This is a genomic window from Mesorhizobium sp. M0983 (assembly GCF_040318975.1).
Taxonomy (GTDB): domain Bacteria; phylum Pseudomonadota; class Alphaproteobacteria; order Rhizobiales; family Rhizobiaceae; genus Mesorhizobium.
The window spans coordinates 216,303-237,450 of the sequence record NZ_JAMYNH010000006.1 but is presented as its reverse complement, the minus strand read 5'-3'; the positions used below and the strand labels follow the sequence as shown (position 1 = coordinate 237,450).

21 protein-coding genes and 1 pseudogene are annotated in these 21,148 nt (G+C 63.9%); 13 read left to right on the top strand and 9 right to left on the bottom strand.

Going from position 1 to position 21,148, the window contains the following annotated elements:
- Nucleotides 1–530: 530 nt before the first annotated feature.
- The 8 genes from msuE (at nt 531) to NKH71_RS14180 (ending at nt 6,677) form a co-directional block, all read left to right on the top strand.
- Nucleotides 531–1,088 (top strand): FMN reductase, encoded by a 558-nt coding sequence (msuE, locus tag NKH71_RS14215; RefSeq protein WP_023722369.1) that lies wholly within the window; start codon nt 531–533, stop codon nt 1,086–1,088.
- A 52-nt stretch (nt 1,089–1,140) separates the two neighbouring features.
- Nucleotides 1,141–2,505, top strand: coding sequence for an LLM class flavin-dependent oxidoreductase (locus tag NKH71_RS14210; RefSeq protein WP_352788167.1), 1,365 nt, complete (start codon nt 1,141–1,143; stop codon nt 2,503–2,505).
- 40 nt (nt 2,506–2,545) lie between these two features.
- Nucleotides 2,546–3,394, top strand: coding sequence for an ABC transporter permease (locus tag NKH71_RS14205; protein WP_352788165.1), 849 nt, complete (start codon nt 2,546–2,548; stop codon nt 3,392–3,394).
- Between the two features lie 54 nt (nt 3,395–3,448).
- A complete protein-coding gene (locus tag NKH71_RS14200) occupies nt 3,449–4,447 on the top strand; it encodes an ABC transporter substrate-binding protein (RefSeq protein ID WP_352788163.1) in 999 nt (332 codons plus the stop codon).
- A gap of 32 nt (nt 4,448–4,479) precedes the next feature.
- Nucleotides 4,480–5,241, top strand: coding sequence for an ABC transporter ATP-binding protein (locus tag NKH71_RS14195; protein ID WP_023722373.1), 762 nt, complete (start codon nt 4,480–4,482; stop codon nt 5,239–5,241).
- 174 nt (nt 5,242–5,415) lie between these two features.
- Nucleotides 5,416–6,045 carry a BA14K family protein gene (locus tag NKH71_RS14190; RefSeq protein ID WP_023722374.1) on the top strand — a complete coding sequence of 210 codons (630 nt, stop codon included), beginning with the start codon at nt 5,416–5,418 and terminating at the stop codon, nt 6,043–6,045.
- Between the two features lie 149 nt (nt 6,046–6,194).
- Nucleotides 6,195–6,524 carry a DUF2934 domain-containing protein gene (locus NKH71_RS14185; protein ID WP_023722375.1) on the top strand — a complete coding sequence of 110 codons (330 nt, stop codon included), beginning with the start codon at nt 6,195–6,197 and terminating at the stop codon, nt 6,522–6,524.
- Nucleotides 6,525–6,527: 3 nt separating this feature from the next.
- Nucleotides 6,528–6,677 (top strand): hypothetical protein, encoded by a 150-nt coding sequence (locus NKH71_RS14180; RefSeq protein WP_023722376.1) that lies wholly within the window; start codon nt 6,528–6,530, stop codon nt 6,675–6,677.
- A gap of 326 nt (nt 6,678–7,003) precedes the next feature.
- Here NKH71_RS14180 and NKH71_RS14175 read toward each other — a convergent pair.
- From NKH71_RS14175 to NKH71_RS14150, 6 genes and pseudogenes are all read right to left on the bottom strand, one after another.
- Nucleotides 7,004–7,159: pseudogene (locus NKH71_RS14175) on the bottom strand (SOS response-associated peptidase); the annotation flags it as partial.
- A 112-nt stretch (nt 7,160–7,271) separates the two neighbouring features.
- Nucleotides 7,272–7,490 (bottom strand): hypothetical protein, encoded by a 219-nt coding sequence (locus NKH71_RS14170; protein ID WP_051409764.1) that lies wholly within the window; start codon nt 7,488–7,490, stop codon nt 7,272–7,274.
- A gap of 1,076 nt (nt 7,491–8,566) precedes the next feature.
- A complete protein-coding gene (locus NKH71_RS14165; RefSeq protein WP_502895814.1) occupies nt 8,567–10,351 on the bottom strand; it encodes an ABC transporter ATP-binding protein in 1,785 nt (594 codons plus the stop codon).
- A gap of 9 nt (nt 10,352–10,360) precedes the next feature.
- The gene (locus NKH71_RS14160; protein WP_031195092.1) at nt 10,361–11,332 is read right to left on the bottom strand and encodes a glycosyltransferase family 2 protein; all 972 of its coding nucleotides are present in this window, start codon (nt 11,330–11,332) and stop codon (nt 10,361–10,363) included.
- A gap of 63 nt (nt 11,333–11,395) precedes the next feature.
- On the bottom strand, nt 11,396–12,499 hold the full coding sequence (locus tag NKH71_RS14155; protein WP_023722381.1) for a glycosyltransferase family 2 protein: 1,104 nt from the start codon (nt 12,497–12,499) through the stop codon (nt 11,396–11,398).
- Between the two features lie 3 nt (nt 12,500–12,502).
- Nucleotides 12,503–13,696: an acyltransferase family protein gene (locus NKH71_RS14150; RefSeq protein ID WP_352788157.1), complete on the bottom strand. Its 1,194-nt coding sequence runs from the start codon at nt 13,694–13,696 to the stop codon at nt 12,503–12,505.
- 205 nt (nt 13,697–13,901) lie between these two features.
- On the opposite strand from NKH71_RS14150, the gene NKH71_RS14145 reads away from it, so the two are divergent.
- Complete coding sequence (locus tag NKH71_RS14145) at nt 13,902–14,201, top strand: P-loop NTPase family protein (protein ID WP_156948281.1); 300 nt, start codon at nt 13,902–13,904, stop codon at nt 14,199–14,201.
- Between the two features lie 56 nt (nt 14,202–14,257).
- Here the strand turns inward: NKH71_RS14145 and NKH71_RS14140 are convergent, their stop codons facing one another.
- Entirely contained in the window at nt 14,258–15,664 is a 1,407-nt protein-coding gene (locus NKH71_RS14140; RefSeq protein ID WP_352589600.1) for a DHA2 family efflux MFS transporter permease subunit, read from the bottom strand.
- Between the two features lie 206 nt (nt 15,665–15,870).
- On the opposite strand from NKH71_RS14140, the gene NKH71_RS14135 reads away from it, so the two are divergent.
- Nucleotides 15,871–16,773 (top strand): sigma-70 family RNA polymerase sigma factor, encoded by a 903-nt coding sequence (locus NKH71_RS14135; RefSeq protein ID WP_352788153.1) that lies wholly within the window; start codon nt 15,871–15,873, stop codon nt 16,771–16,773.
- Nucleotides 16,774–16,860: 87 nt separating this feature from the next.
- Here the strand turns inward: NKH71_RS14135 and NKH71_RS14130 are convergent, their stop codons facing one another.
- Nucleotides 16,861–18,063: an MFS transporter gene (locus tag NKH71_RS14130; RefSeq protein ID WP_023722387.1), complete on the bottom strand. Its 1,203-nt coding sequence runs from the start codon at nt 18,061–18,063 to the stop codon at nt 16,861–16,863.
- Between the two features lie 217 nt (nt 18,064–18,280).
- On the opposite strand from NKH71_RS14130, the gene NKH71_RS14125 reads away from it, so the two are divergent.
- The gene (locus NKH71_RS14125; protein WP_023722388.1) at nt 18,281–18,703 is read left to right on the top strand and encodes a VOC family protein; all 423 of its coding nucleotides are present in this window, start codon (nt 18,281–18,283) and stop codon (nt 18,701–18,703) included.
- 72 nt (nt 18,704–18,775) lie between these two features.
- Here NKH71_RS14125 and NKH71_RS14120 read toward each other — a convergent pair whose 3' ends face one another.
- A complete protein-coding gene (locus NKH71_RS14120; protein WP_352788150.1) occupies nt 18,776–19,669 on the bottom strand; it encodes a LysR family transcriptional regulator in 894 nt (297 codons plus the stop codon).
- 97 nt (nt 19,670–19,766) lie between these two features.
- Here NKH71_RS14120 and NKH71_RS14115 point away from each other — a divergent pair, with 97 nt between their 5' ends.
- Entirely contained in the window at nt 19,767–20,516 is a 750-nt protein-coding gene (locus tag NKH71_RS14115; protein ID WP_023722390.1) for an SDR family NAD(P)-dependent oxidoreductase, read from the top strand.
- A 160-nt stretch (nt 20,517–20,676) separates the two neighbouring features.
- Nucleotides 20,677–21,060, top strand: coding sequence for a YybH family protein (locus NKH71_RS14110; protein WP_023722391.1), 384 nt, complete (start codon nt 20,677–20,679; stop codon nt 21,058–21,060).
- The last annotated feature ends 88 nt before the right edge of the window (nt 21,061–21,148 follow it).

Sequence of the window (21,148 nt, the reverse complement as noted above, 5' to 3'; positions counted from 1 at the left end):
TCGAGGTGGAGGTGTGCGGCGGCAAAGTCGCTTGTCATAGGCTTCTCCTTGTTGCCCGCCGGCCGGCAAGATGACCGCCTCGATTTACCCAAAAGCAAATATCCACAGCCGGATTTGAATCAAATTGGCCTGACTCACCACATGCCGCGGACCCCACGCCAGCACCTTGGCCTGTGCCCGCGCCGCGTCCTCTCCGAGGGCCGCTAGGCCATCCAGGATCGTGGCATCAGGACATGGTTCCCCGACGTCGCGCCGGAGCGCCCGAGGGCGACTTGCCTGATATGTCCGGCCGGCTGTTCATGCGCTCTGTCCGACGCGCTACGCTATCGCGGCTGCAGGCGCTGCAGCGATCTTTCAGCGCGGTACGGCGCGTTGAATGAACCAATTGCGGGCGATGTGCAGCAAACTCAGTTCGCTCATCGCCCTGCTTTTGAAATTTTCGCGCTCTTTTAATTCTACAAAATCTCTAGACTTAAAATAGATCGCTAGACCCAAGATCTTAAAATAGAGCGCTTGAGAGGGAGCCAGGAATGTCGAAAAAGCTCGTGGTGGGGCTGTCGGGCAACTTGACCCGGCCATCGAAGACCAAGGCGTTCGTCAGCCACATTGTCGGGCAGGCCGCCGAAAGCATCGGCGCAGCCTCGGCCGTCTTCGACATCGAGGATCTCGGCGCGTCCCTGCCGCAGGCAAGGCGCCTCGGCGACCTCGACCCGGCGGCGCGCAACATCGTCGAACGGCTGCTGGGCGCCGACATCCTGGTGGCCGGCTCGCCCACTTTCAAAGGCAGTTATACCGGGCTTTTCAAGCACTTCTTCGACCTGCTCGACCCGTCATCGCTGAGGGGCAAGCCCGTCATCCTCGCCGCGACCGGCGGGGGCGAACGCCATTCGCTGATCGTCGAGCACCAGCTGCGGCCGCTGTTCGGCTTCTTCGAGGCGCTGACTGTGCCGACCGCGATCTACGCCTCCGACAAGGATTTTGCCAATGGCGTGCTGGTGTCGGACGCGATCCATGCCCGCGCCCGGCAGGCGGTCGCCGAGGCATGCCGGGTAACCGGAGTGCCCTATCGCGTCGGCCTTGCCGCCTGAACGCACCACTGACCCGAGATCCCCTCCCCGACCAATCCAGGAGCACGCCGCGATGACCAGATCCAGCAAATCCAGGCAAATCAAACTGGGCGCTTTCCTGCCCGGCGGCGGACAGCATATCGCCGCCTGGCGCCATCCCGAGGCGCCAGCCGACGGCGCCACCAATTTCGAGTTCCACAAGCAGCTTGCCCTGACCGCCGAGCGCGGCCTGTTCGACGCTTATTTCCTCGCCGACAATCTGACGGTCGGGCTCGGCGCCCGCGAAGGCGGCAATGCCAAGATCGCCGGCTTCGAGCCAGTGACGCTGTTTGCAGCGCTGGCGCCGCTCACCACGCATCTCGGCTTCATCGCCACCGCCTCGACCACCTATGAGGAGCCCTACACGCTCGCCCGCAAATTCGCCTCTCTCGATCATCTGTCGAATGGCCGCGCCGGCTGGAACGTCGTCACCTCGGCCGGCGACGAAACCGCGCGCAACTTCAATCGCGACACTCAGCCTGCCCACGCCGAGCGCTATGCCCGCGCGCATGAGCATGTCGAGACGGTCAAGGCGCTGTGGGACAGTTGCGAGGACGACGCCTTCATCCGCGATAAGAAATCGGGGCGCTTCTACGACAAGGACAAGCTCCACGACATCGACCACAAGGGCGCGCATTTCAGCGTCAAGGGTCCGCTCAACGTGCCGCGCCCTGTGCAGGGGCACCCGGTGGTGGTGCAGGCGGGGCAATCGGAGGACGGCCGCAAGCTCGCCGCCCACTCGGCGGAAGTCATCTTCACCGCCCATCAGAACCTGGCGTCGGCGCAGGAATTCTACCGCGACATCAAGGCCCGCGTGGCGGCCGTCGGCCGCGATCCCGAGCAGGTGCTGATCATGCCCGGCGTAGCACCCTTCGTCGGCCGCACCGAAGAAGAAGCGCGCGCCAAATACCAGCAGCTGAACGATCTCATCCTGCCCGAAGACGGCGTCGCCCTGCTCAACGGGCTGGCCGGCCAGACGCTCGACATCAGGGGTTATCCGCTCGACGGCCCGCTGCCGCCAAGCAAGGAAACCGAAGGCATGAAGAGCCGCCAGGCGCTGATCCGCCAGATTGCCGACGAGCACAACTTCACCATCCGCCAGCTCTACCAATGGGTGGCAACGGCCCGCGGCCATTACACCGTCATCGGCAGCGCCACGCAGGTCGCCGACCAGTTGGAGGAGTGGTTCGGCAACGAAGCCGCCGACGGCTTCAACATCCTGCCGCCCTGGCTGCCCGGCGGGCTCAACGACTTCGTCGAGCTGGTGATCCCCGAACTGCAGCGCCGCGGCCTATTCCGCACCGCCTATGAAGGCAGGACGCTACGCGAAAACCTCGGCCTCAGGCGGCCGGAAAACCCGTGGACCGCCGCCCGCTCGGCCGTGCTGGCCGCCGAATAATCCCGAGAAGCCCAATACTTTCCAAGCAAGAGGCAAGACGATGACCTTGCAGCACATCGAACAGGCCGCCAGCCTCGGCACGCGTGACACCACCACAAGCCTCGGCTCGGACTTCCTGCGCCTCGGCGGCCGGGCGGGAATTCGCTTCCTGTCGCGCTACGGCGCCCTCATTGCCTTCCTCGCAATCTGGCAAGTGTCGAGTAGCGCAGGGTGGGTCAACACGGCCGTGCTGCCGCCGATCGATACGATTGTCGCGGCACTTTGGAAGGGGTTGGCCGGCGGCACTCTGCTCGGTGACATCGCCATCAGCCTGCAGCGCGCCGGTCTCGCCTTCGCGGCCGCCGTGCTGGTCGCCATCCCGCTTGGCCTGTTCATGGGCCAGGTGCGCGCGGTCGAGACCGCGCTCGATCCCATCCTGCAGGTCTTCCGCCAGACCTCGGCGCTGGCGCTCTATCCCGTATTCATCCTGCTGCTTGGGCTCGGCGAAGCCTCCAAGGTGTTCGTCATCTTCTGGGCGACGCTGTTCCCGCTGCTGCTCAACACCATCGGCGGCGTCAAGCAGGTCGATCCGAAACTGCTGGAGATGGCCCGCGTCTATGGCGCCAGGCAGCTCACCGTCTTCCGCCGCGTCGTGCTGCCCGGCGCCGTGCCCTCGATCTTCGTTGGGCTGAGGCTCAGCGCCACCACGGCGCTGCTGCTGTTGATCGCCTCCGAAATGATCGGCGCCAATAAGGGCATCGGCTTTCAGGTGATGAACGCGCAGTACAACTTCCAGATCCCGCTGATGTTTGCGGCAATCGTCATCCTCGCCGGCCTCGGCCTGATCGCCAACCAGGCGCTGGTCAGCCTGCAGCGGCGGCTCTGCCGCTGGAACAATGCCGTCGACTGACCTCCCCTTTCGCCATCGACCAGACCCAAGCCAAGCCAACCAGGAAAGACCACCATGAAAGTCACCCGCCGTTCCCTGCTTGCCGGCGCACCCTTCGCCGCCGGCCTTCTCGCCGCCGGCCTGCCGCGCTTCGCCTTTGCCGAAGCCGCACCCGTCAAGTTCCGCTCCCTCGCCAGCCGCGGCAGCATCTCTCCGCATGAGCTTGCCGGCGAGCTCGGCTATTTCAAAGGCCTCGGTATCGAGGTCGAGAATGTCGGCTATTCCGGCGGCGGCCCGGAATCGCTGTTTGCGCTGGCCTCCGGGAGCGTCGATATCGGCTCGGCCGCAACCGCCGCCGTGATCAATTCGATCTCCGGCGGCAACGACTTCGTCGCCGCCTATCCGAGCAACGGCATCAACGGCAAGGTGCGAAGCGTCTTCTACGTGCTCGACGACAGCCCGATCAAATCGATCGCCGACATTGCCGGCAAGACAATCGCCGTCAACACGCTCGGCGCCCATCTCGACTACACCGTGCGCGAGGCGCTGCACAGCGTCGGCCTGTCGCCGGACGCCGCCAATCTCGTCGTCGTGCCCGGACCGCAACTCGAACAGACCTTGCGCTCCCGCCAGGTCGACATCGCGGCGCTCGGCTACTGGCAGGCGACCTTTGCCGGCGCGCTGGTCGACAATGGCGGCGTGCGTGGCGTGTTCAACGACACCGACGTGCTGGGCGAACTGGCCGGCGGCTTCGTCGTGCTCAGGCGCGACTTCATCGCCGCGCATCCCGATGCCGCCCGCAATTTCGTCGAGCAATCGGCGCGCGCCTCCGACTGGTCGCTGCAGAACCCCGACGAAGCGCGCAAGGTGCTCGCGACAATCCTCGACAAGCGCGGCGAAAACGGCGAGCTGGCGCGCTACTGGACCGGCTTCGGGCTGCGCCAGGGCGCCAAGGCGACGGACCGCGACATCGACTTCTGGGTCAGCGTGCTCGAGCGCGACGGCCGCCTGCCAAAGGGTAAGCTGAAGGCGACAGACATCCTCTACCGGCCCGGCGAAACCAAGACCAACTGACAAGGCCAACCGGCAGCTGGGAGACGAGCGCGATGAGCAGCACAAGCGGCGGTGAGGTCAGCATACGCGACCTGTCCAAATCGTTCAGCATCGGCGGGCGCTCGCTTGCCGTGCTGAGGACCCTCAACCTCGACATCCGCTCGGGCGAATGCCTGGTCATCGTCGGCGCCAGCGGATCTGGCAAGACCACGCTGCTGCGCATTCTTGCCGGGCTGGAGGCCGCCGACAGCGGCGGCGTCGCCATCGACGGCAAGCCGGTGCACGGCGTCGGCGCCGAGCGCGCGGTGATCTTCCAGGAACCGCGCCTGCTGCCCTGGCTGACCGTGCTCGGCAATGTCGCCTTCGGCCTCGAAGTGCGCGGCGTGCCGAAGGCCGAGGCCGAGGAACGGGCGCGCTTCTATATCGCGCTCGTCGGCCTCGCCGAATTCGGCGATGCTTTCCCGAGGCAGCTGTCGGGCGGCATGGCGCAGCGCGTCGGCATCGCCCGCGCCTTGACCGTGCAGCCCGAAATCCTGCTGCTCGACGAGCCGCTGGGCGCGCTTGACGCGATGACCAAGATCGGCATGCAGGAGGAACTGGCGCGCATTTGGAGCGAGGAGAACGTCACCATGGTGATGGTGACGCACGACCTCGAGGAAGCGATCTACCTGGCCGACAGGGTGCTGATCCTGCCCAAGGAGAAAGGCGGCGCGGCGCGGCTGATCGACATCGACCTGCCCCGCCCGCGCGAGCGCAGCGAAAGCCGCTTCGTACGCTACCGCGAAGAACTGCTGCGCGAATTCGGCCTGCACTGAAAGGCCCCCTACGCGATCTTGGGTTCCTCGCCCCGCAAAGCGGGGAGAGGTGGCTCGGCGAAGCCGAGACGGAGAGGGGTCTTCCTTTTTTGAAATCCTCTCCCCCCGCGCTCTTTCCTGGAACCGGATTCCCCGCCCCCGCATTTCCTTAACCGGGAGGCGAAGGAGCGCGGCATGAAAGCTTTGTTCGCAATCTTTGGCGGCTTCGTCCTGACGCTCGCCGTATTCGCCAGCGGCCTCGCATTCGCCACCTGGCTATTGATAGCCAAGCCGGTGCGGCCGCCCGCCCCGGTCTCCAGCGTCGCCGAACTGTGGGCCAAGGATCCGCGCCCGGTAAACCCGGCCTCGCAGCGCCTCGAGCGCCTCCCGGCCCGCCCGGTTCCCGTTCGCACCTCGGAAGTTGATCGCAGCTCGAAACCCGCCGACACCGCCGCAGCTTCGACACCCGACACCACCGGCTCCATCAAGCCGGCGGTGGAAGAGCAGCAGACGCTGCCCGCCGCCCATGTCGAATGGTGCGCCAGCCGCTACCGCTCCTACAGGCCAGGCGACAACCGCTACACATCCTACAGCGGCCAACAGCGCCCCTGCATATCGCCCTATCTCGACGCCGCCGATGACGGCAGCTACGTCGAGGCGAGCGATACGTCGTCAGTGGAGGGCTACCCGCCACCGGATGAACCCGGCGGCGCCGAGTTCTCATCCGACCACGTCCAATACTGCTTCAGCCGCTACCGCTCGTACCGGCCGGAGGACAACAGCTATCAACCGTATTCCGGCGGGCCACGTCGGCAGTGCGAGTAGGCTGGCGCGCCGGATGGCGGGCTAGCGGACCGAAGGGCATGGTGTCTTGTGCGATCCCACCCTCGAGCGGCTAACCAACGATCACGCAAATTTTTTTGGATCGTTCGGATCGGCGCGGCGTTCATCCGACAGGCAAAGGAGGAATTAAGATGGGCGACGAACGGGACGACAAGATTCGTGAGCGCGCATACCAGATCTGGGAACGCGAAGGCGGGATCCATGGCGATCCCGAGCGGCACTGGCACCGGGCCGAGGCCGAGATCGACAGGGAGGCAGCCCTGCCGCTGACGGCAGGCGATGCCCTGCCGGAAACCCGCGAGTTCGCGAGTTCCGACGTCTTGACGGTGGAGGCCCTGGCGGTGCGCACCGGCATATCGGGCGAACAGGCACAGGAGCTGATCGACAGGCTGGGCAACGACCGGGCGGCGATCGAACAAGCCGCGCGCAACCTCAAGGGGAAGCAGCGGCTCGGGGAGTGACAGATGATCAGAAAACTCAAAGACGGAAAATACCGCCTCTATTCGCGCAAGAAGGACGAAAAGACCGGCAAGCGCCGCAATCTCGGGACGTTTGACAGCCGCGAGGCCGCGGAGAAGCACGAACGTGAGGTGCAGTATTTCAAGAAGCATTGAGGCGGCGTTGGGCGTGTTGTCGCTTGCCAGGCAGCCGCGCCGGATGCCTGACGGAACCTGAGCCTGCGAAGACGGCGGCCACGCATCTCTGCGCCGGACAGTTTACGAGAACATGGTGCGTCCAGAAGCAGGTAACGACGCCCATCGCGGTCGCCCGCGGATTTTAGCACGGTATGCAAATTGTTCAGAACCGTACCTGATGCACCTCGCGCAAGCGGCATAAACCTTTCAGTGACGAAGCGTTCGCTTGCAATGTGGGCGATGCCTCCACTAGTTTCTGGTCAAATTGAACAAAACGGGAACAAAAATGTCACGGGCGAATTGAATTCGCGTTCGCCGTCCGGCGTGTTGCGCACCACAGGGCCTGGCTGGTTGGGATAGATGTCGATGGAGGGTTCGAGATTGCCGAGGATATCCCGCAAGGCGCGGGTCCACTGGCGAATGGCCTCCTGGCTGGTCGTGATATTGTAAAGATTGCACATTTCAGGCCGTTCCCGGATGCTTAGGCATCTTGTTGGAAACGGCCCGGAATTTCCAGCGCTGTCCGTTAGGTTGCTGACACGGCAGGCCGTGTCAGCAATGGCTTTGTGAGACCTACCGCGCCGATTGTCTCATAGCTTGTGCGGCGACTGCCGCCAGAAAAGCCCTCGCCGCGGCATCGCAGGCCGCTCGAGACGGGCCCTTGGCGAAAAGAAGAAGCTCGGCGGCTCGAATGTTGAGCCCGTGCTTCCTTGCGAATGTGGCTAGATCGTAAGGCTTGTTGTCGTAAGGCACGTCGTCGTAGTCGATCGTCAGATCGTAGTTTTCTTTCATTTTCTTCCTCCCGTTAGCGATCTTCCCCCTCCTGTCGCTAACGCAAAATTAACGTCGATGGCGTCGGGCGAGTCCACCAATCAGAGATTGTGTAAAAAACGTACGAACTCGGATGCTCGCCCTCGCCACGGCGCCGCGAGCAATCGCCGCGAGCCGGACCGCTCGAAAGAGCCGATTATGGGGGCACGTTGGAAAAGGCAGCCACGGCCTGGTGCCACGGGGTGTCCGCGACCCTACCGTGCCTAATGGCCGTCATTTTCATCTTCCTGGCCCGGTCCGCAAAGCCGGCCTCGTTGGGTCAGCTAAAGAATAAATCCGGCTAATAACACCGTAAGGAGCAGTGACAGCGGAACAGCCGCAAGACACCAGATCTCCAACGTGTTGTTTTGCAGCGGGTCCATCGTCAGCCTCACTTTTTGGTTCGTCATTGTGACACTAACGGTTGGTCGGAGGTAGCGGTTCCAAGCGACGCTGTTCATAGAGCGCTGCCTGTGCTGCATATTAGCAACAGCTTGACGACCGCTGAGCCCGTACCGCTTGGAGAACTTCACTTGGCGCCGGTGGATGGGCATTCCGCAGGAATGCAAGCGCCCCTCCATCAGGCGTGCGGGGATCGATCGCCGCATATGATCAGCGCCGAGCCATGCCCCGGAACCCAATGGCTGCGTCGACCTCCGGCCGAAGTTTCGCTACCACCGAGCAGACCCGATGTTCACTCCAGCCAGCGATGCCCGTTTATAGGACCTAAGTCTGACCTGCCTGCGCAATGGTCTCGTGTACGGCCGGCGCCGGGAACAACTGCGCCCGTCTTCAGTTGATGGCGTCACCTCCTCGAGGAGAGATCGGCGCAGAATCAGTCCCTTCAGCGCTGATTAGGGTCCGCCTGCCATTGATGGATTTGGCAGGCGGACCCTTGGTTCTGTACGCTCCAGATCGAAAGCGGGTAAGCTCGGGATCACTCATCATCCCAGAAATCCTGCAGAGAGGCATGGCGGAGGGCTCCTCGCCCTGAGATGCTTGACCTGGCTTGACATCCGAGACGACCTCCCAGCGCGCGCACGCAGCGGGGGGCGCCCTCAGCCCTCCAGCGCCTCGTGCTGGTAAAGCTCGTCCATGCTGAGCGTCGCGAGCGCCGCGAAGGGCGCCTGCTTTTTCACGCGGCCGTGGCTCAGGATCACCACGTCGTCGCAGAACGAGATGGTGCTGCGATGGTGGCTGATGACGATGGTGGTGCGGCGGCCGGCGCGCGACTTCAGCGTCTCGACGATCGCCGCTTCCGACAGCCCGTCCACCGCATTGGTGGCTTCGTCGAGGATGAGGATATCGGGATCGCGCACCAGGGCTCTGGCCAGCGCGATCCGCTGCCGCTGTCCCGCCGAGAGGTTGACGCCGCGGTAGCCGACGACGGTCCTGTAGCCTTGCGGCAGTTGCTCGATGAAGCCATGCGCTTCGGCCAGTTTTGCCGCGCGCTCGGCGTCATCGGCCGAGGCCGCGTCCTGGCCGTAGATAATGTTGTCGAAAATCGTGCCGTCGACCAGCTCCAGCTCCTGGCTGGCGAGCGCGATGTGCTTTCGCCATTGGCTGGGGTCGATGCGGTCCAGAGGCGATCCATCGACGAGGATCCTGCCGCTATCCGGTTCGACGAAGCGGCACAGGAGATTGACGATCGTCGTCTTGCCGGCGCCAGAGCGGCCGATCAGCGCGGTCGAGCGGCCGCTGCGGATGTCGAAATTCGCCGCATGCAGCACCACCGCGCGCTGTTCCGAACCAGAATAGGTAAAGGTGACGTCCTCGAACTTGATGCCTTGGCTGAGCCCGGGGAACGCCGCGTCACCTTGCGGCGGCTCGGGCTTACCGGATGGGTCCAGCATCCACGTCACCTCTTCAAGCGATCCGCTCAGGCCCTGCAACTGGCTCCAGGCCATTTGCAGCGACCGCATGTAGGGCTGCAGCCTGTAGAGCAGGATGACGAAGGCGACGATCAGCGGGAAGCTGACATTGGCGAACCAGGCGCCGATCACCACCGCCAGGAACAGCATGGCGTGCAGAACCTCGGTCAGCGGCGGCAACGCTCCCTGACGCGTCAAAAGCACGAACGCCGCCCGGCGCACTGCATCCGATGCCTGGTCGAATGCCGCCTTCTCGCGTTGCTCCTGGCCGAAGATGCGGATCAGCCGTCCGGCATGCACCAGATGCAGCATCTGTGATGCGAGCTGGCTGTTGCGGGAGGCGACGCTGCGGCTCGGCGCCTTCAGATTGGCCGACAGCATGGCGTGCGCGACCTGCACCAGCGCCAGGCCCAGCGTGACCAGCAGCGTCATCTGCCACGACAGGAGCAGCAGGAAGGTCAGCAGGATGATCGCGGCCGATGCGTTGACGATTGCCCCCAGCGTGATCTGGATGGCATCCGAGGCCCGCCAGGATTCGTTGGAGATGATGTTGAGCAGCCGTCCAGGGCTTTGCTGCAGGAAGAACGGGTAGCCCACCCGCAGCAGCTGCTCCGACAGCGCGCTGCGGATCGAATGGCTTGCCTTGCCGTAGATGAAGGTGGTCAGCAGCGTATTGGCGTAGGCGAACAGGTTCTTGAGCACGATCGAGCCGAGGATGGCGACGGATATGACGATCAGCCGGTCGCGCTCGCTCAGGCTGGATCCGACATGCTGGAAGACGGCGGAAAAGCCAGCCATGCCGGTCTGCCCCTGCCCCATGATTATGTTCAGCAACGGGATGATCAGGCCGATGCCGAACCCCTCAAGCGCCGCACTGAGCAGCCCGAGCACCACCACGGCCGGAAGCAGGCGCAACTGCTTTTGCCCGAGCGCGCGGCGCAGCATCGGCAGGCTGGGCGGCATCAATCGCATGATTGCGGATCACCTCGCCTCGGCATTTGCCTGTTGCTCCTGTCGCATTTGCGCCGGCTGCGGCGATTTCACCAGCGAAAGCACCGCGAACTTGGCCGCGCCGAGCAAGTTCATGCCGATGATCGGCCAGTGCGACAGCTTGAGTTCACGGTCGAACAGAGGGCCTTTCCTCAGTTCGCGCAAGGCCGCCCTCATGGACCAGTAGAAATGGCGAAGCAGCCACGGCGCGTGCCGGATATGTTTCAGGCAAAGCCCGCCATTGCCCATGCTGTAGTCGCGGTGCAGCTTTTCTATGGCCTTGCGATCGCGCCGACCATGATGGTGGTAAATCGTCATGTCGGGCACATATTCGACCGGAATCCCAAGCAGCACCGCCCGCACGAGATAGTCCGTATCCTCGGCCGAGCGCAGCGGGCCGCCGGCGCCGAAGCGTTCGTCGAAACGGCCGATGCGGGCTGCAACATCACGGTGCATCGTCATGTTGCAGCCAAGCACGAAGCCACCGGGATGGACATCCGGCGTAAGCCGCGCGCGCACCGGCGACCGCTTGATGGTGAACGGCAGGTCGCGGGGATCGCCGATCTCGACGCGGCCACCACGGATGACCCGTTCGCCGGCCGAATAGTGCCGTTGCAGATCGTGCAGATAATCCTTGTGGACTGCGCAATCGTCGTCGACGAAGACGAGCACGCGGCCCCGCGCCCGCTCCAGCCCGGCGTTGCGCGCGGCCGCCAGTCCAGGTCGTGGTTCGCGAATAGCGGTGAACGGGATGTCCGACAGTTCGGCGATGCTGGCCAGCCGTTTGGCGGTGCTGTCGGTCGAGCCGTTGTCGACAACCACCAGCTCGGCGGCAAAGTCGGCATGGGCACGACACGCGGCCTGGATCGACCTGATACAGGGCTCGAGCACGGCGACGCGGTCGCGTGTGCAGACGATGAAGCTGACCGCCGGCGCCGGTCCATGCTGCGGCCGCGGCGACATGGCCGCCGGCACCGTCGAGTGGCCGCGCTGCTGGAGCTGGTGCGATTTGACGAACATGCGTTGCTAGCTCAACTGGTTCGAAGGCAAAACCGCCGCGGCCGGCACGGATTGCAGATACCGCGACAGGGCATCCACCTGCCTGGTGACCGACATCGAGGCGAGACTGAAGCGCGGCGCGAAGGCACCGGTGCGAAACACGTACTGCTCGCGGCGCCGGATGAGCTTCCATTTCGCGGTCCGCGTCAGGAATTCGTGCATCAGCAACGGCTGTCTTTCTCCCGATATGAGCTGATAGAGGAAGTAGAACAGGTTCAGCGTGCCGGCCTGGTAGCTCGGCCTCGCCTCGGCCGGCAGCGCGGCAATCCTTTCTTCCAGCGCAAGGATCCACTCGGCGGCACGGCGAACCGTGCCCATCGACAGGACCTCACCGATGTCGCGGAGGTCTTGCGTCTCTTCCGCGAGCCCCTCGCGCTCGAGGTTCTCGGCGACGATCTTCAAATGCGTCCTGCGCATTTCGCGCTTGTGCCTGTTGGTCACGCTGTCGTCATGGATACGATAGGCGATCAGGCTTTCGGGGATCATGGCCGCCGGGTAGCGGTCGGTCAGCCGCCTGAACAGGTCGAAGTCTTCGGCGTGCTTGTACCTTTCGTTATAAAATAGAACGCTCTCTTCGATGACCTTCCTGTTGTAGACGACCGTGGAATGCATGCAGATCGTGAAGAACATCGACAAGATGCGCAGGCTATTGTCCTGGAATATCGGATCGGGCGAACCCCTGACGATGCGGTTGCCGAGCAAGGTGTCGAAACCCGCGCCGCACAGCGCGAGGTCAGGCTGCTGGTTGAACAGCGCGACCTGTCGCGACAGGCGCCGGGGATAGGCGACATCGTCGGCGTCCATCCTGGCGACCAGATCGCCGCGGGCCATGGCCAGGCCTTCGTTCAAAGTTGCAATCAGGCCACGGTTTTCGCGTGAGATGATCGAGATGCGATTGTCGGCCTGGCGGTATTTCTGTAGGATCTGCAGTGAGTTGTCGGTCGAGCCATCATCGATGGCGATGACCTCCAGACGATCGTAATCCTGGCGCAGGATGCTACCCAGCGCAGCGGCAAGATAAGGTCCCGCATTGTAGGTCGGCAGCAGAACGGAGACTAAGGGAGCAGCCATTGGTCAGCCCCGACCGCTTCGTTGCAACTTGCGTGGCAAGCGCGATGCGCCATCAAGCGGCCTGCTCGGATATGCTCCTGCCGCGAGCCAACCGCTGTTGGTCGTATCGATGCCTGTCGGGAAGCCGGCTCGGCCTCTCCGGGCAACATAGGGGAAGTGGCGCTTTAGGCTGTTGAGCGGCTTCTCGAAAAGCAGCCATGAAACCGACGCCAGCATGAGCGTCACCGTTCCCGCCACCAGGAACCGTCCCGGCCCTTGTTCCGAGACGTTGAGCGGAATCCAGGGCTGCGATTTGACGACGAGCGACAGCACTATCGGATGGTAGAGATAAACGCCGTAGCTGATGCGGCCAAGGCCAAGCAGCGGCGGCAGTTCGAGACCTTTTCCGATATAGCCACAAACGCCTGTCGAACAGCTTGCAACGATGACCACCAGCGGCACGAGAGGCAGGATCTGCAACAGCAGCCAGAGGCCCCATTCCTGCAGCGGATTTGCCGGCGCCGGCGCAAACCACTGCAGAACGAAAAACGCCGCGGCGAGCCACGGCCAGCCAGCTCGAAGCCATTGCGGCAGGCCAGCGGATCTTGACCGGTAAGCGGCAAGCAGCGCCCCTGACGCCAGCGCGTCCATCGACGCCGGCGGCAGCAGGTCGCGCGACAAACCGGGTGTTCCCGCGATCGGCCAATAAAACCGGTAGGCCAGCGACAGCCCGATAACGGCGATACAGATCGCTTCGAGGCGCCGGCGCGGCGCCAGCAGCACGATCAACGGCCAGGCGATATAGAACTGCTCCTCGATGCTCAGGCTCCAGAAATGGCAGAGCAGCCAGGGCGTCCATTCATTCTGCGCTGCGTACCAGAAATTCGACAGATAGAGCGCGTGCCAGGCCAGCGATCCTCTCGACTGCTCCATGTCCGTAAGCCAGACGAAACCCAGCACGGCGAAATAGGGCGGGAATATCCGCAGCGCCCGCCTGATATAGAAGGATCTCAGCGCCGGTCCGGTTTCGAATTCGGCGGCCGAGCGGGCTTCGAGCAGCAGGCGGGTAATCAGAAAGCCGCTCAGCACGAAGAACAGACGTACGCCGATATGGCCCCAGAACGAGGATCCTCCGGCCGCGAAGAAGTGTGCGTACAGCACCATCGTCACGGCGATGGCCCTCAGCGCGTCCAATTGGGTGTCGCGCGCATTTCCCATTAGCGGCGTGCGCCGGCGGGACGGCGAAACTGCCAATCGGTCAACATAGCGGCGTCGTTCACGGCGCATTTCCAATCGGAAGCGCCCCCCTCACGCAGGATAAGGCGCCACCATTGTGCAACGCAACACAAAAAGTTGACATATTTGAAACAGGAACGTGAGGCGCGGCTAATCAAAGCCAAAAAACAGCGGGAGCCAGCCCGAATTGTCCATTTTTGACGATTTTCGCGCGCTGCCTTGGCCCGCCGATATCGGCGGCAGGGTGCTGCGATGCAGCATGTTCGCCGCCATCACGGAACGCGTGAAGCTGATCCGTTCGATCGCCGCCAGCGGCACTGGCGTCAGCCTCGTCACACACGATCTCGCCACGGTGCGGGCGCTGGCCGACAGGATCGTGGTTCTCAGCCTCGGACGCGTGGCCTATGACGGATCCGCCAGGCACTTGAGCGCCGACCAGTTGTGGGGCCTCATGGCGAGCGGCACCCTCGCATCCGCCGGGCAGTAGAAGGCGTTTTGAAGCGGGGACCCGCTTCGCGCGAGCTTCCCGCCTCCGAGCGACAATTACGCCTCCTTGCCGGCATTCGCGAGCGCCACTGTGCGACGCTCCGGAAGCCCCATTCCGACGAGCGCGCCGGCGAGCGAGAGCAGCGCGGAGACGTCGATTGCCGCGGTGAAGCCATCGCTGAACGCGTCGGTGGACGAGAAGCTTCCAGTGCCGGCGAACACCGCACCGGCGATCGCGATCCCGGATACGCCGCCCAGAAAGCGGAATGTATTGAACGTGCCGGCAGCCTTGCCGACCTCCGGCCGCGCGACCGCATTGAGGACCGCATTCTGCGCGGCAGGCATGGCCATCGACACGCCGGCACCGGTAATGATCAGGGGCGCGACTAGCTGGATGTAGGGCAGATCAGGTGCTGCGATCTGCGCCAGCCAGGCCATTCCAGCCGCTTGCAGGATCAATCCGGCCACGACAAGCCAGCGCTCGCCGACGCGGTTGATCAGGCTGCCGGCGATCGGTGCGACCACGAAAAGCGTGGCGGTCCAGGGCAGCAATCCCATGCCGGCCCCGAGCGGCCCACGGCTCTGGGCAAACTGCAGAAACTGCGGCAGCAGGAATACGAGGCCGTACATGGCGGCGCAGAGCAGGAAGTTCGCCCCTACGCCCGAGGAGAATGCGCGCGCCTGAAAGAACCGCAAAGGCAGCATGGGCTCACGGGTACGCAGCTGCCAAAGGACGAATGCGATGGCCAGAACCAGCCCGGCCGTCAGCGCCGACAGCACTTCAGAGCTGCTCCAGCCGACGATGTTGCCGCGCATCAGACCCCAGACCACTCCAAATGCCGCCGCAGTCACCAGCACGACGCCGAGGACATCGATAGCCGTGCCCGGCCCGTAACTCTCCGGAATCCGACGCAGCACCAGCGGGATGAGAACGATGCCGACCGGAACATTGAGCCAGAAGATCCAGTGCCAGGAGAGGCCTTCGGAGATCGCACCGCCCGCCATCGGACCGATGATCAGGGCCAGGCCGGTGATGCTGCTGAAGATACCCAGCGCCTTGCCTCGTTCCTCCGGGGGAAAAGCGACGCTCAGCAGCGCCATGGCCAGCGGCATGACCATTGCAGCACCCGCGCCCTGAACCGCACGGGCCGCAATCAGCAATCCGGCATTTCCAGCGAGCGCGCAGGCAACCGACGCTGCGACGAACAACGCCAATCCGGCAACGAGCGTACGGCGGCGACCGAACCGGTCACCGAGCGCAGCCCCGGTCATGAGCAGGACGGCAAAGCTCAAATTATAGGCGTTCATCGTCCATTGCAGCGTCTCCAGCGAGGCATCGAGTTCGACCCGCATCGTGCTCAATGCGGTCGCCACGACCATCGCATCGAGAACGACCATCAAGGAGCCTATCGACGTGAGGGCGAGAACCCAGACCTTCGTTGATCCCGCACTTTGCTTGCTCATGATTATGGCGCCTCCGGCTTGAACAGAGGGCCCGCCAGTCTCGCGGTCCCATGATCCAGAGACGCGGAGGCACCACCAAAGGATTCCAGCTAAAGAAAGTTTTTTCGACCGAATCCTTTTGCCATCGTCGAGCGTCTATAAGACGCTGCGCCTGATGGCGGGCGCGCCTGCCCTGGGAGACACGCAATGAAATCGATCCTTGTGCGATGACCGGATCCGCATCCGGCACGCCAGAAGGACGGGAGCCATTTGACCGGCTGCTCGGCGAATTGCGGCCGAAACTGCACCGCTATTGTGCCCGCATGACCGGTTCGGTGATCGATGCCGAGGATGTCGTCCAGGAAGCTACGGTCAAGGCGCTCGAGGCGTTCCCAGGGACCGGACCGATAGCCAATGTCGAGGGCTGGCTGTTCCGCATCGCGCACAATGCAGCGCTCGACCACCTGCGCCGTCGCGCCAGGGTGGATGCCGCGCATGCCATCGAGGATATCGACATGATACCTGACCCCGGCATGTCGGCCGAGGGTCGACACACTGCAGCCGCAAGCCTGCAGACCTTCATGCGCCTCCCCGCGGCGCAGCGTAGCAGCGTCATCCTCATGGATGTGCTCGGCTATACGATCGAAGAGATCGGCAACATTATCGACAGCAGCGTTCCGGCGGTGAAAGCCGCACTGCATCGCGGCCGTCTGCGCCTGCGCGAAGTCGCCGGCGAGCCTAACGATCGGCCTGTGCCGGTGTTGGCCGAGCCCGAGCGGGCGCGTCTGGCAGCCTATGTGGAGCGGTTCAACGCCCGCGACTTCGATACGATCCGCGACATGCTGGCCGAGGACGTGCGGCTTGACCTCGTCAACCGGCTCCGGGCGAGCGGCCGCACGAAAGTGGGCCGGTACTTCCACAATTACGCGGGTATCCACGATTGGCGGCTGCTTCCAGGCCTGGTGGATCGGCACCCAGCCATACTTGTCATCGATCCGGATGACTCGGCCGGAGGGCCAAGATACTTTATCCTGCTGGAATGGACGGGCGACAGATTGGCGAGAATTCGCGATTTCCGCTATGCGCGCTACACGCTTGATGGCGCCGAGGTGGTGCCTCTGCGAGCATAGCAATTCGCTTTTCATAATGCCGAACAAGCACTGCCAGATCGCGGCCGCTTGCCATCCAAGCGGCCGCCCTTTTCTGCTGATCCGGCTTTAAGCCGGTTGCAACTCCCGGCGCGGCAGCGGCGGGAAGGCGATCGCAATCGCCATCGCGCCAAGCCCGACAAGGGCCGAGCCGATGAACAGCCAGGAATAGCTGGCATAGGCATCGAACACCATGCCGCCGGCGAGCGGGCCGAAAGCCATGCCGAGGCTGGACAGCATGGTTACGGCACCGAACACCGTGCCGAGGATGCGCTGGCCGAAATATTCGCGCGCCAGCACCGCATAGAGCGGCATGACACCGCCATAGGTGGCGCCGAAGATGACGGCGAGCGTGTAGAATTGACCAAGCTCGCTGACCGCCAGATAGGCGGCGATGACCACCGCCTGTATGGCCAGCCCGGTGATCAGCACCGGCTTGACGCCCAGCCGATCGGCAAGCACGCCGTAAAGCAGCCGGCCACCCAGCCCTGCCAGGCCCTCGATGCTGTAGATGCTGACCGCCGCCATCGGCGCTATGCCGCACAGCATCGCATAGCTCACCATATGGAAGATCGGCCCCGAATGCGCTGCGCAGCAGGCAAAGAAGGTCAGTCCCAACACGATGAATTGCGGCGAGCGCAGCGCCTGCGGAACCGTCATGCCGGCACCCTCGGCGGCAACGGTTGGGGCAGCGCCGTCGGCAGCGGGCTGGGGCGGCTGGCGCACCAGAAGCGCGGCCGGCAGTAGCAGCACCCACGCGGTTATGCCGATATCGAACATCGCCGTGCGCCAGTCATAGGCCGAAATCAGCCAGCGCGCGAAGGGCGAGATGGTCATTGGCGCTACGCCCATGCCGGCCGAGACCAGCGAGACCGCGAGGCTGCGGTTCGTGTCGAACCAGGCGGAGGTCAGCGCGATCATCGGCGCGAAGAAGGCGCTTGCCGCGAGGCCGACGAGCACGCCATAGGTCAGCTGGAAAACGAGCAGCGAGCCGGTGCGGCTGGCCAGGACCAGCGCCAGGCCAAGCAATACGGCGCCGGTCATGACGACGATGCGAGCGCCGAAGCGGTCGTAAATGGCGCCCCAGGCGAAGCCGCCGAGGCCCATTACCAGGAAGTTCAGCGTCATCGCACTCGATATGCCGGCGCGCGACCATTGTGTGTCGAGCGCCATCGGTTCGAGGAAGATCGCCAGCGAGAACATCGCCCCGAGGGCGACACAGGTCATCAGCGCGCCAGCCGCGACGATAACCCAACGATAGGGAAGGCTCATTTCACTTTTCTCCCATGCCGGAAGCGTTGATACGGCACGACCTTTTCGAGCTTCGCCGAGCCGCTTGCGTCCGAAGGACGTTGGAGACGTTTTGAATCCGACAATCCGGTTGCATTTTTTATCCAGTCAAGAAATTGCGCCGCTCAATTGCTCCATTGCATTGACCGTGCACAGTGCTGAGCTAGATTTCCAGCCTGGCGATAAGGAGCTATCAGGTATGGAACTTCATCGCGGCCGTCTCATCGACCACATCCAGTTGGTGGTCAGGGATCTCAAGGCCAGCCGGCGCTTTTACGAGGCGGTTTTCAAGGTGCTCGATATTCCGATCGGCGGCAGCGCCGAGGATTATTTCTGGGCCGACGAGCTGTTCATCTCCAGCCCCGACAGCCCGGCAGCCCAGGGAAAGCTGACGGGGCGCCACCACCTTGCCTTCCAGGCAAAGGACCGCGCCATGGTCGACGCCTTCTACAGGGCCGGCCTCGATGGCGGCGGCACGGACAATGGCGCACCGGGCGAGCGGCAGCACTACCATCCCGGCTACTACGCCGCCTTCCTGCTCGATCCCGACGGCAACAATATCGAGGCCGTCCACCACGGCCCGGCCAACCGCAGCGCCGAGTCAGTGAAGATTGCGTTCTGAAGATCGGGTGATGGGGCAAGAATCTTGCTTGCGACGGCGTCGGATCGGCTGCGGAGGTCATTCCGCGCTGCGCTATCGCATCAGCGCCGCCATCTGGCCCGCCAGGAAATCGACGAACAGCCGCGCCCGGACGGGTAGCTGTCGCCCATACGCATGGACGATGTACACCGGCATGGTCGGCATCGCCACCTCGGGCAGGATGCGGACCAGGCGGCCCGTGTCGAGATCGTCCTGCACGGCAAACCGCATCAGATGCGCGATGCCGGCGCCGGCAAGTGCCGCATTGCGGATGGCACCACCATCATCGGTATCGAGCCGCCCATCCGGCACGATCATCGTACCGTCGGCAAAAGTGACGGGATAGGGCCGGCCGGCCATCTGGTAGCGGACGAATTCGTGGTTCGGTAAATCCTCGACCGATGCCGGACGGCCGCGCCGCTCGACATAGGCCGGTGAGACCACCAGCACGATCGGCAGATTGGCGATCTTGCGCGCGATGAGCCCGGTGTCCGAGAGCTGCCCCATGCGCACCGCAACGTCATAGCCTTCGCGGATCAGGTCGGCGTGGCGGTCGGTGACGCTGAGCTCTAGTTTGACTGCGCCATGCCGCGAAAGGAACGCCTGCGCCCATGCCGCGATCAGGCCGCGGCCGAGTTCGACCGGCGCTGTGACGCGCAGCAGGCCGCGCGCTGTATCGGCCAGCTGGACGATGTCTTCGGCATCGTCCAGCGCCCTGAGCAGCGGCGCCACGCGCTCGTAATAAGCGATGCCTTCACTGGTCAGCCCGAGCCGGCGCGTCGAGCGCTTGATCAGCCTGACGCCCAGCCGCCGCTCGAGCCGCGCCACGCTTTTCGACACCGCCGATGGGCTGGAGCCGACCAGCCGGCTGGCGGCATGGAACGAGCCGGCATCGACCGTGCGGACGAAGGCGACGAGACCGGCGGTCTTTTCGAGGATGGTGGTCATTCCGGAATTCCAGGCACGAAAGAATGGATCATGATGATCCTAATACGATTTCTGATCATCATTAAATACCGCTCATCATCGACAAAGGAGAGATTTGATGAGCAAGCTGAACGGCAAGGTCGCCATCGTCACCGGCGCCTCCAAGGGTATCGGCGCTGCCATCGCCAAGGGTCTTGCCACGGCCGGCGCCGCGGTGGTCGTCAACTACGCCTCGTCACAGGAAGGCGCCGACCGCGTCGTCGCCGAGATCGAGGACCGTGGCGGCCGCGCCGTCACCGTCCAGGGCGACGTGTCGCAAGCGGCCGACGTGCGCCGCCTGTTCGAGGCGGCGAAATCGGAGTTTGGCGGGCTCGACATCCTGGTCAACAATGCCGGCGTCTTCGCGTTCGAGCCGCTGGAAGCGGTTACCGAGGCCGAGTTCCACCGTGAGTTCGACACCAATGTGTTGGGCATCATTCTGACCACGCAAGCAGCAGTGAGCCATTTTGGCCCGGGCGGCGGCAGCATCATCAACATAAGCTCGGTTGCCAGCCGCAATCCGCAGCCGAACTCGCTCGTCTACGCCGCCACCAAGGGAGCGGTGGACACGATCACGCTGTCGATGTCGCGGGAGCTCGGCGCACGCAACATCCGCGTCAACGCGATCGCGCCCGGCGGCATCGATACCGAAGGCCTCGCGCGCATCGGCATCGTCGGCAGCGAATTCGAGAAGCAGATTATCGCCATGACCCCGCTCGGTCGCTTCGGCCTGCCCGATGACGTCGCCCGCGTCGCGGTGTTCCTCGCCTCCGACGAGGCGTCATGGCTGACCGGCGAGCGCATCACCGCCTCGGGCGGCTGGCGATAGGCATGGAGGGCGCGGACCTGCCGTTTCACGGACCATGCCCCACGCCGCGCGACGTCGAGGACCACCGCAATCGATGACGACAGCGATCTAAGCCCTATGTTTCAGCGAGGGGGAAGCGCCGTGCGCTATCGATGACGGCGAGATGCCAGGGAGGTAACGGATGACGGGCGACGAAACAGCAATCCGAAAGCTGGTCGAGACGTGGATGGATGCGAGTAAGCGTGGAGACATCGCGACTGTCCTCAGCTTGATGACGGACGATGCGATCTTCATGGTTCCCGGCCGGGAACCCTTCGACAAGGAGATCTTCGCGGCGGCCGCGCAGGAGACGGCCGGCGTTCATATCGACGGCACGAGCGATATCGTGGAACTACAGCTTCTCGGCAATTGGGCCTTCATCCGCAGCCGCATCGACATGACCGCGACCCCGCCGAATGGCGAGCCGGTCCATCGATCGGGATATGCGCTGACGCTCCTGCGTAAGGAGCCAGATGGTGAGTGGCGGCTCGCGCGCGACGCTAACCTGCTGACCCTGCAAGGCTAGAGCCGGTCTCCGGCATCTCTGCACCAGGAGGCGCGCTAGGGGGAGCGACAAGGTGGCGAAGATGCGTTCAACGTCGCCCTGAACAGCA

What these genes read in the sequence shown, in the direction of transcription:
- NKH71_RS14160 (WP_031195092.1), bottom strand. Translation starts at nt 11,332, where the DNA reads ATGTCGCCGCGGCCGCAGCATGGACCGGCGCCGGCGGTCAGCTTCATC.
- NKH71_RS14180 (WP_023722376.1), top strand. Translation starts at nt 6,528, where the DNA reads ATGATCAGAAAACTCAAAGACGGAAAATACCGCCTCTATTCGCGCAAG.
- NKH71_RS14165 (WP_502895814.1), bottom strand. Translation starts at nt 10,351, where the DNA reads ATGCGATTGATGCCGCCCAGCCTGCCGATGCTGCGCCGCGCGCTCGGG.
- NKH71_RS14115 (WP_023722390.1), top strand. Translation starts at nt 19,767, where the DNA reads ATGAGCAAGCTGAACGGCAAGGTCGCCATCGTCACCGGCGCCTCCAAG.
- NKH71_RS14155 (WP_023722381.1), bottom strand. Translation starts at nt 12,499, where the DNA reads ATGGCTGCTCCCTTAGTCTCCGTTCTGCTGCCGACCTACAATGCGGGA.
- NKH71_RS14125 (WP_023722388.1), top strand. Translation starts at nt 18,281, where the DNA reads ATGGAACTTCATCGCGGCCGTCTCATCGACCACATCCAGTTGGTGGTC.
- NKH71_RS14200 (WP_352788163.1), top strand. Translation starts at nt 3,449, where the DNA reads ATGAAAGTCACCCGCCGTTCCCTGCTTGCCGGCGCACCCTTCGCCGCC.
- NKH71_RS14110 (WP_023722391.1), top strand. Translation starts at nt 20,677, where the DNA reads ATGACGGGCGACGAAACAGCAATCCGAAAGCTGGTCGAGACGTGGATG.
- NKH71_RS14195 (WP_023722373.1), top strand. Translation starts at nt 4,480, where the DNA reads ATGAGCAGCACAAGCGGCGGTGAGGTCAGCATACGCGACCTGTCCAAA.
- NKH71_RS14120 (WP_352788150.1), bottom strand. Translation starts at nt 19,669, where the DNA reads ATGACCACCATCCTCGAAAAGACCGCCGGTCTCGTCGCCTTCGTCCGC.
- NKH71_RS14150 (WP_352788157.1), bottom strand. Translation starts at nt 13,696, where the DNA reads ATGGGAAATGCGCGCGACACCCAATTGGACGCGCTGAGGGCCATCGCC.
- NKH71_RS14185 (WP_023722375.1), top strand. Translation starts at nt 6,195, where the DNA reads ATGGGCGACGAACGGGACGACAAGATTCGTGAGCGCGCATACCAGATC.
- NKH71_RS14210 (WP_352788167.1), top strand. Translation starts at nt 1,141, where the DNA reads ATGACCAGATCCAGCAAATCCAGGCAAATCAAACTGGGCGCTTTCCTG.
- NKH71_RS14130 (WP_023722387.1), bottom strand. Translation starts at nt 18,063, where the DNA reads ATGAGCCTTCCCTATCGTTGGGTTATCGTCGCGGCTGGCGCGCTGATG.
- msuE (WP_023722369.1), top strand. Translation starts at nt 531, where the DNA reads ATGTCGAAAAAGCTCGTGGTGGGGCTGTCGGGCAACTTGACCCGGCCA.
- NKH71_RS14205 (WP_352788165.1), top strand. Translation starts at nt 2,546, where the DNA reads ATGACCTTGCAGCACATCGAACAGGCCGCCAGCCTCGGCACGCGTGAC.
- NKH71_RS14135 (WP_352788153.1), top strand. Translation starts at nt 15,871, where the DNA reads ATGACCGGATCCGCATCCGGCACGCCAGAAGGACGGGAGCCATTTGAC.
- NKH71_RS14170 (WP_051409764.1), bottom strand. Translation starts at nt 7,490, where the DNA reads ATGAAAGAAAACTACGATCTGACGATCGACTACGACGACGTGCCTTAC.
- NKH71_RS14140 (WP_352589600.1), bottom strand. Translation starts at nt 15,664, where the DNA reads ATGAGCAAGCAAAGTGCGGGATCAACGAAGGTCTGGGTTCTCGCCCTC.
- NKH71_RS14190 (WP_023722374.1), top strand. Translation starts at nt 5,416, where the DNA reads ATGAAAGCTTTGTTCGCAATCTTTGGCGGCTTCGTCCTGACGCTCGCC.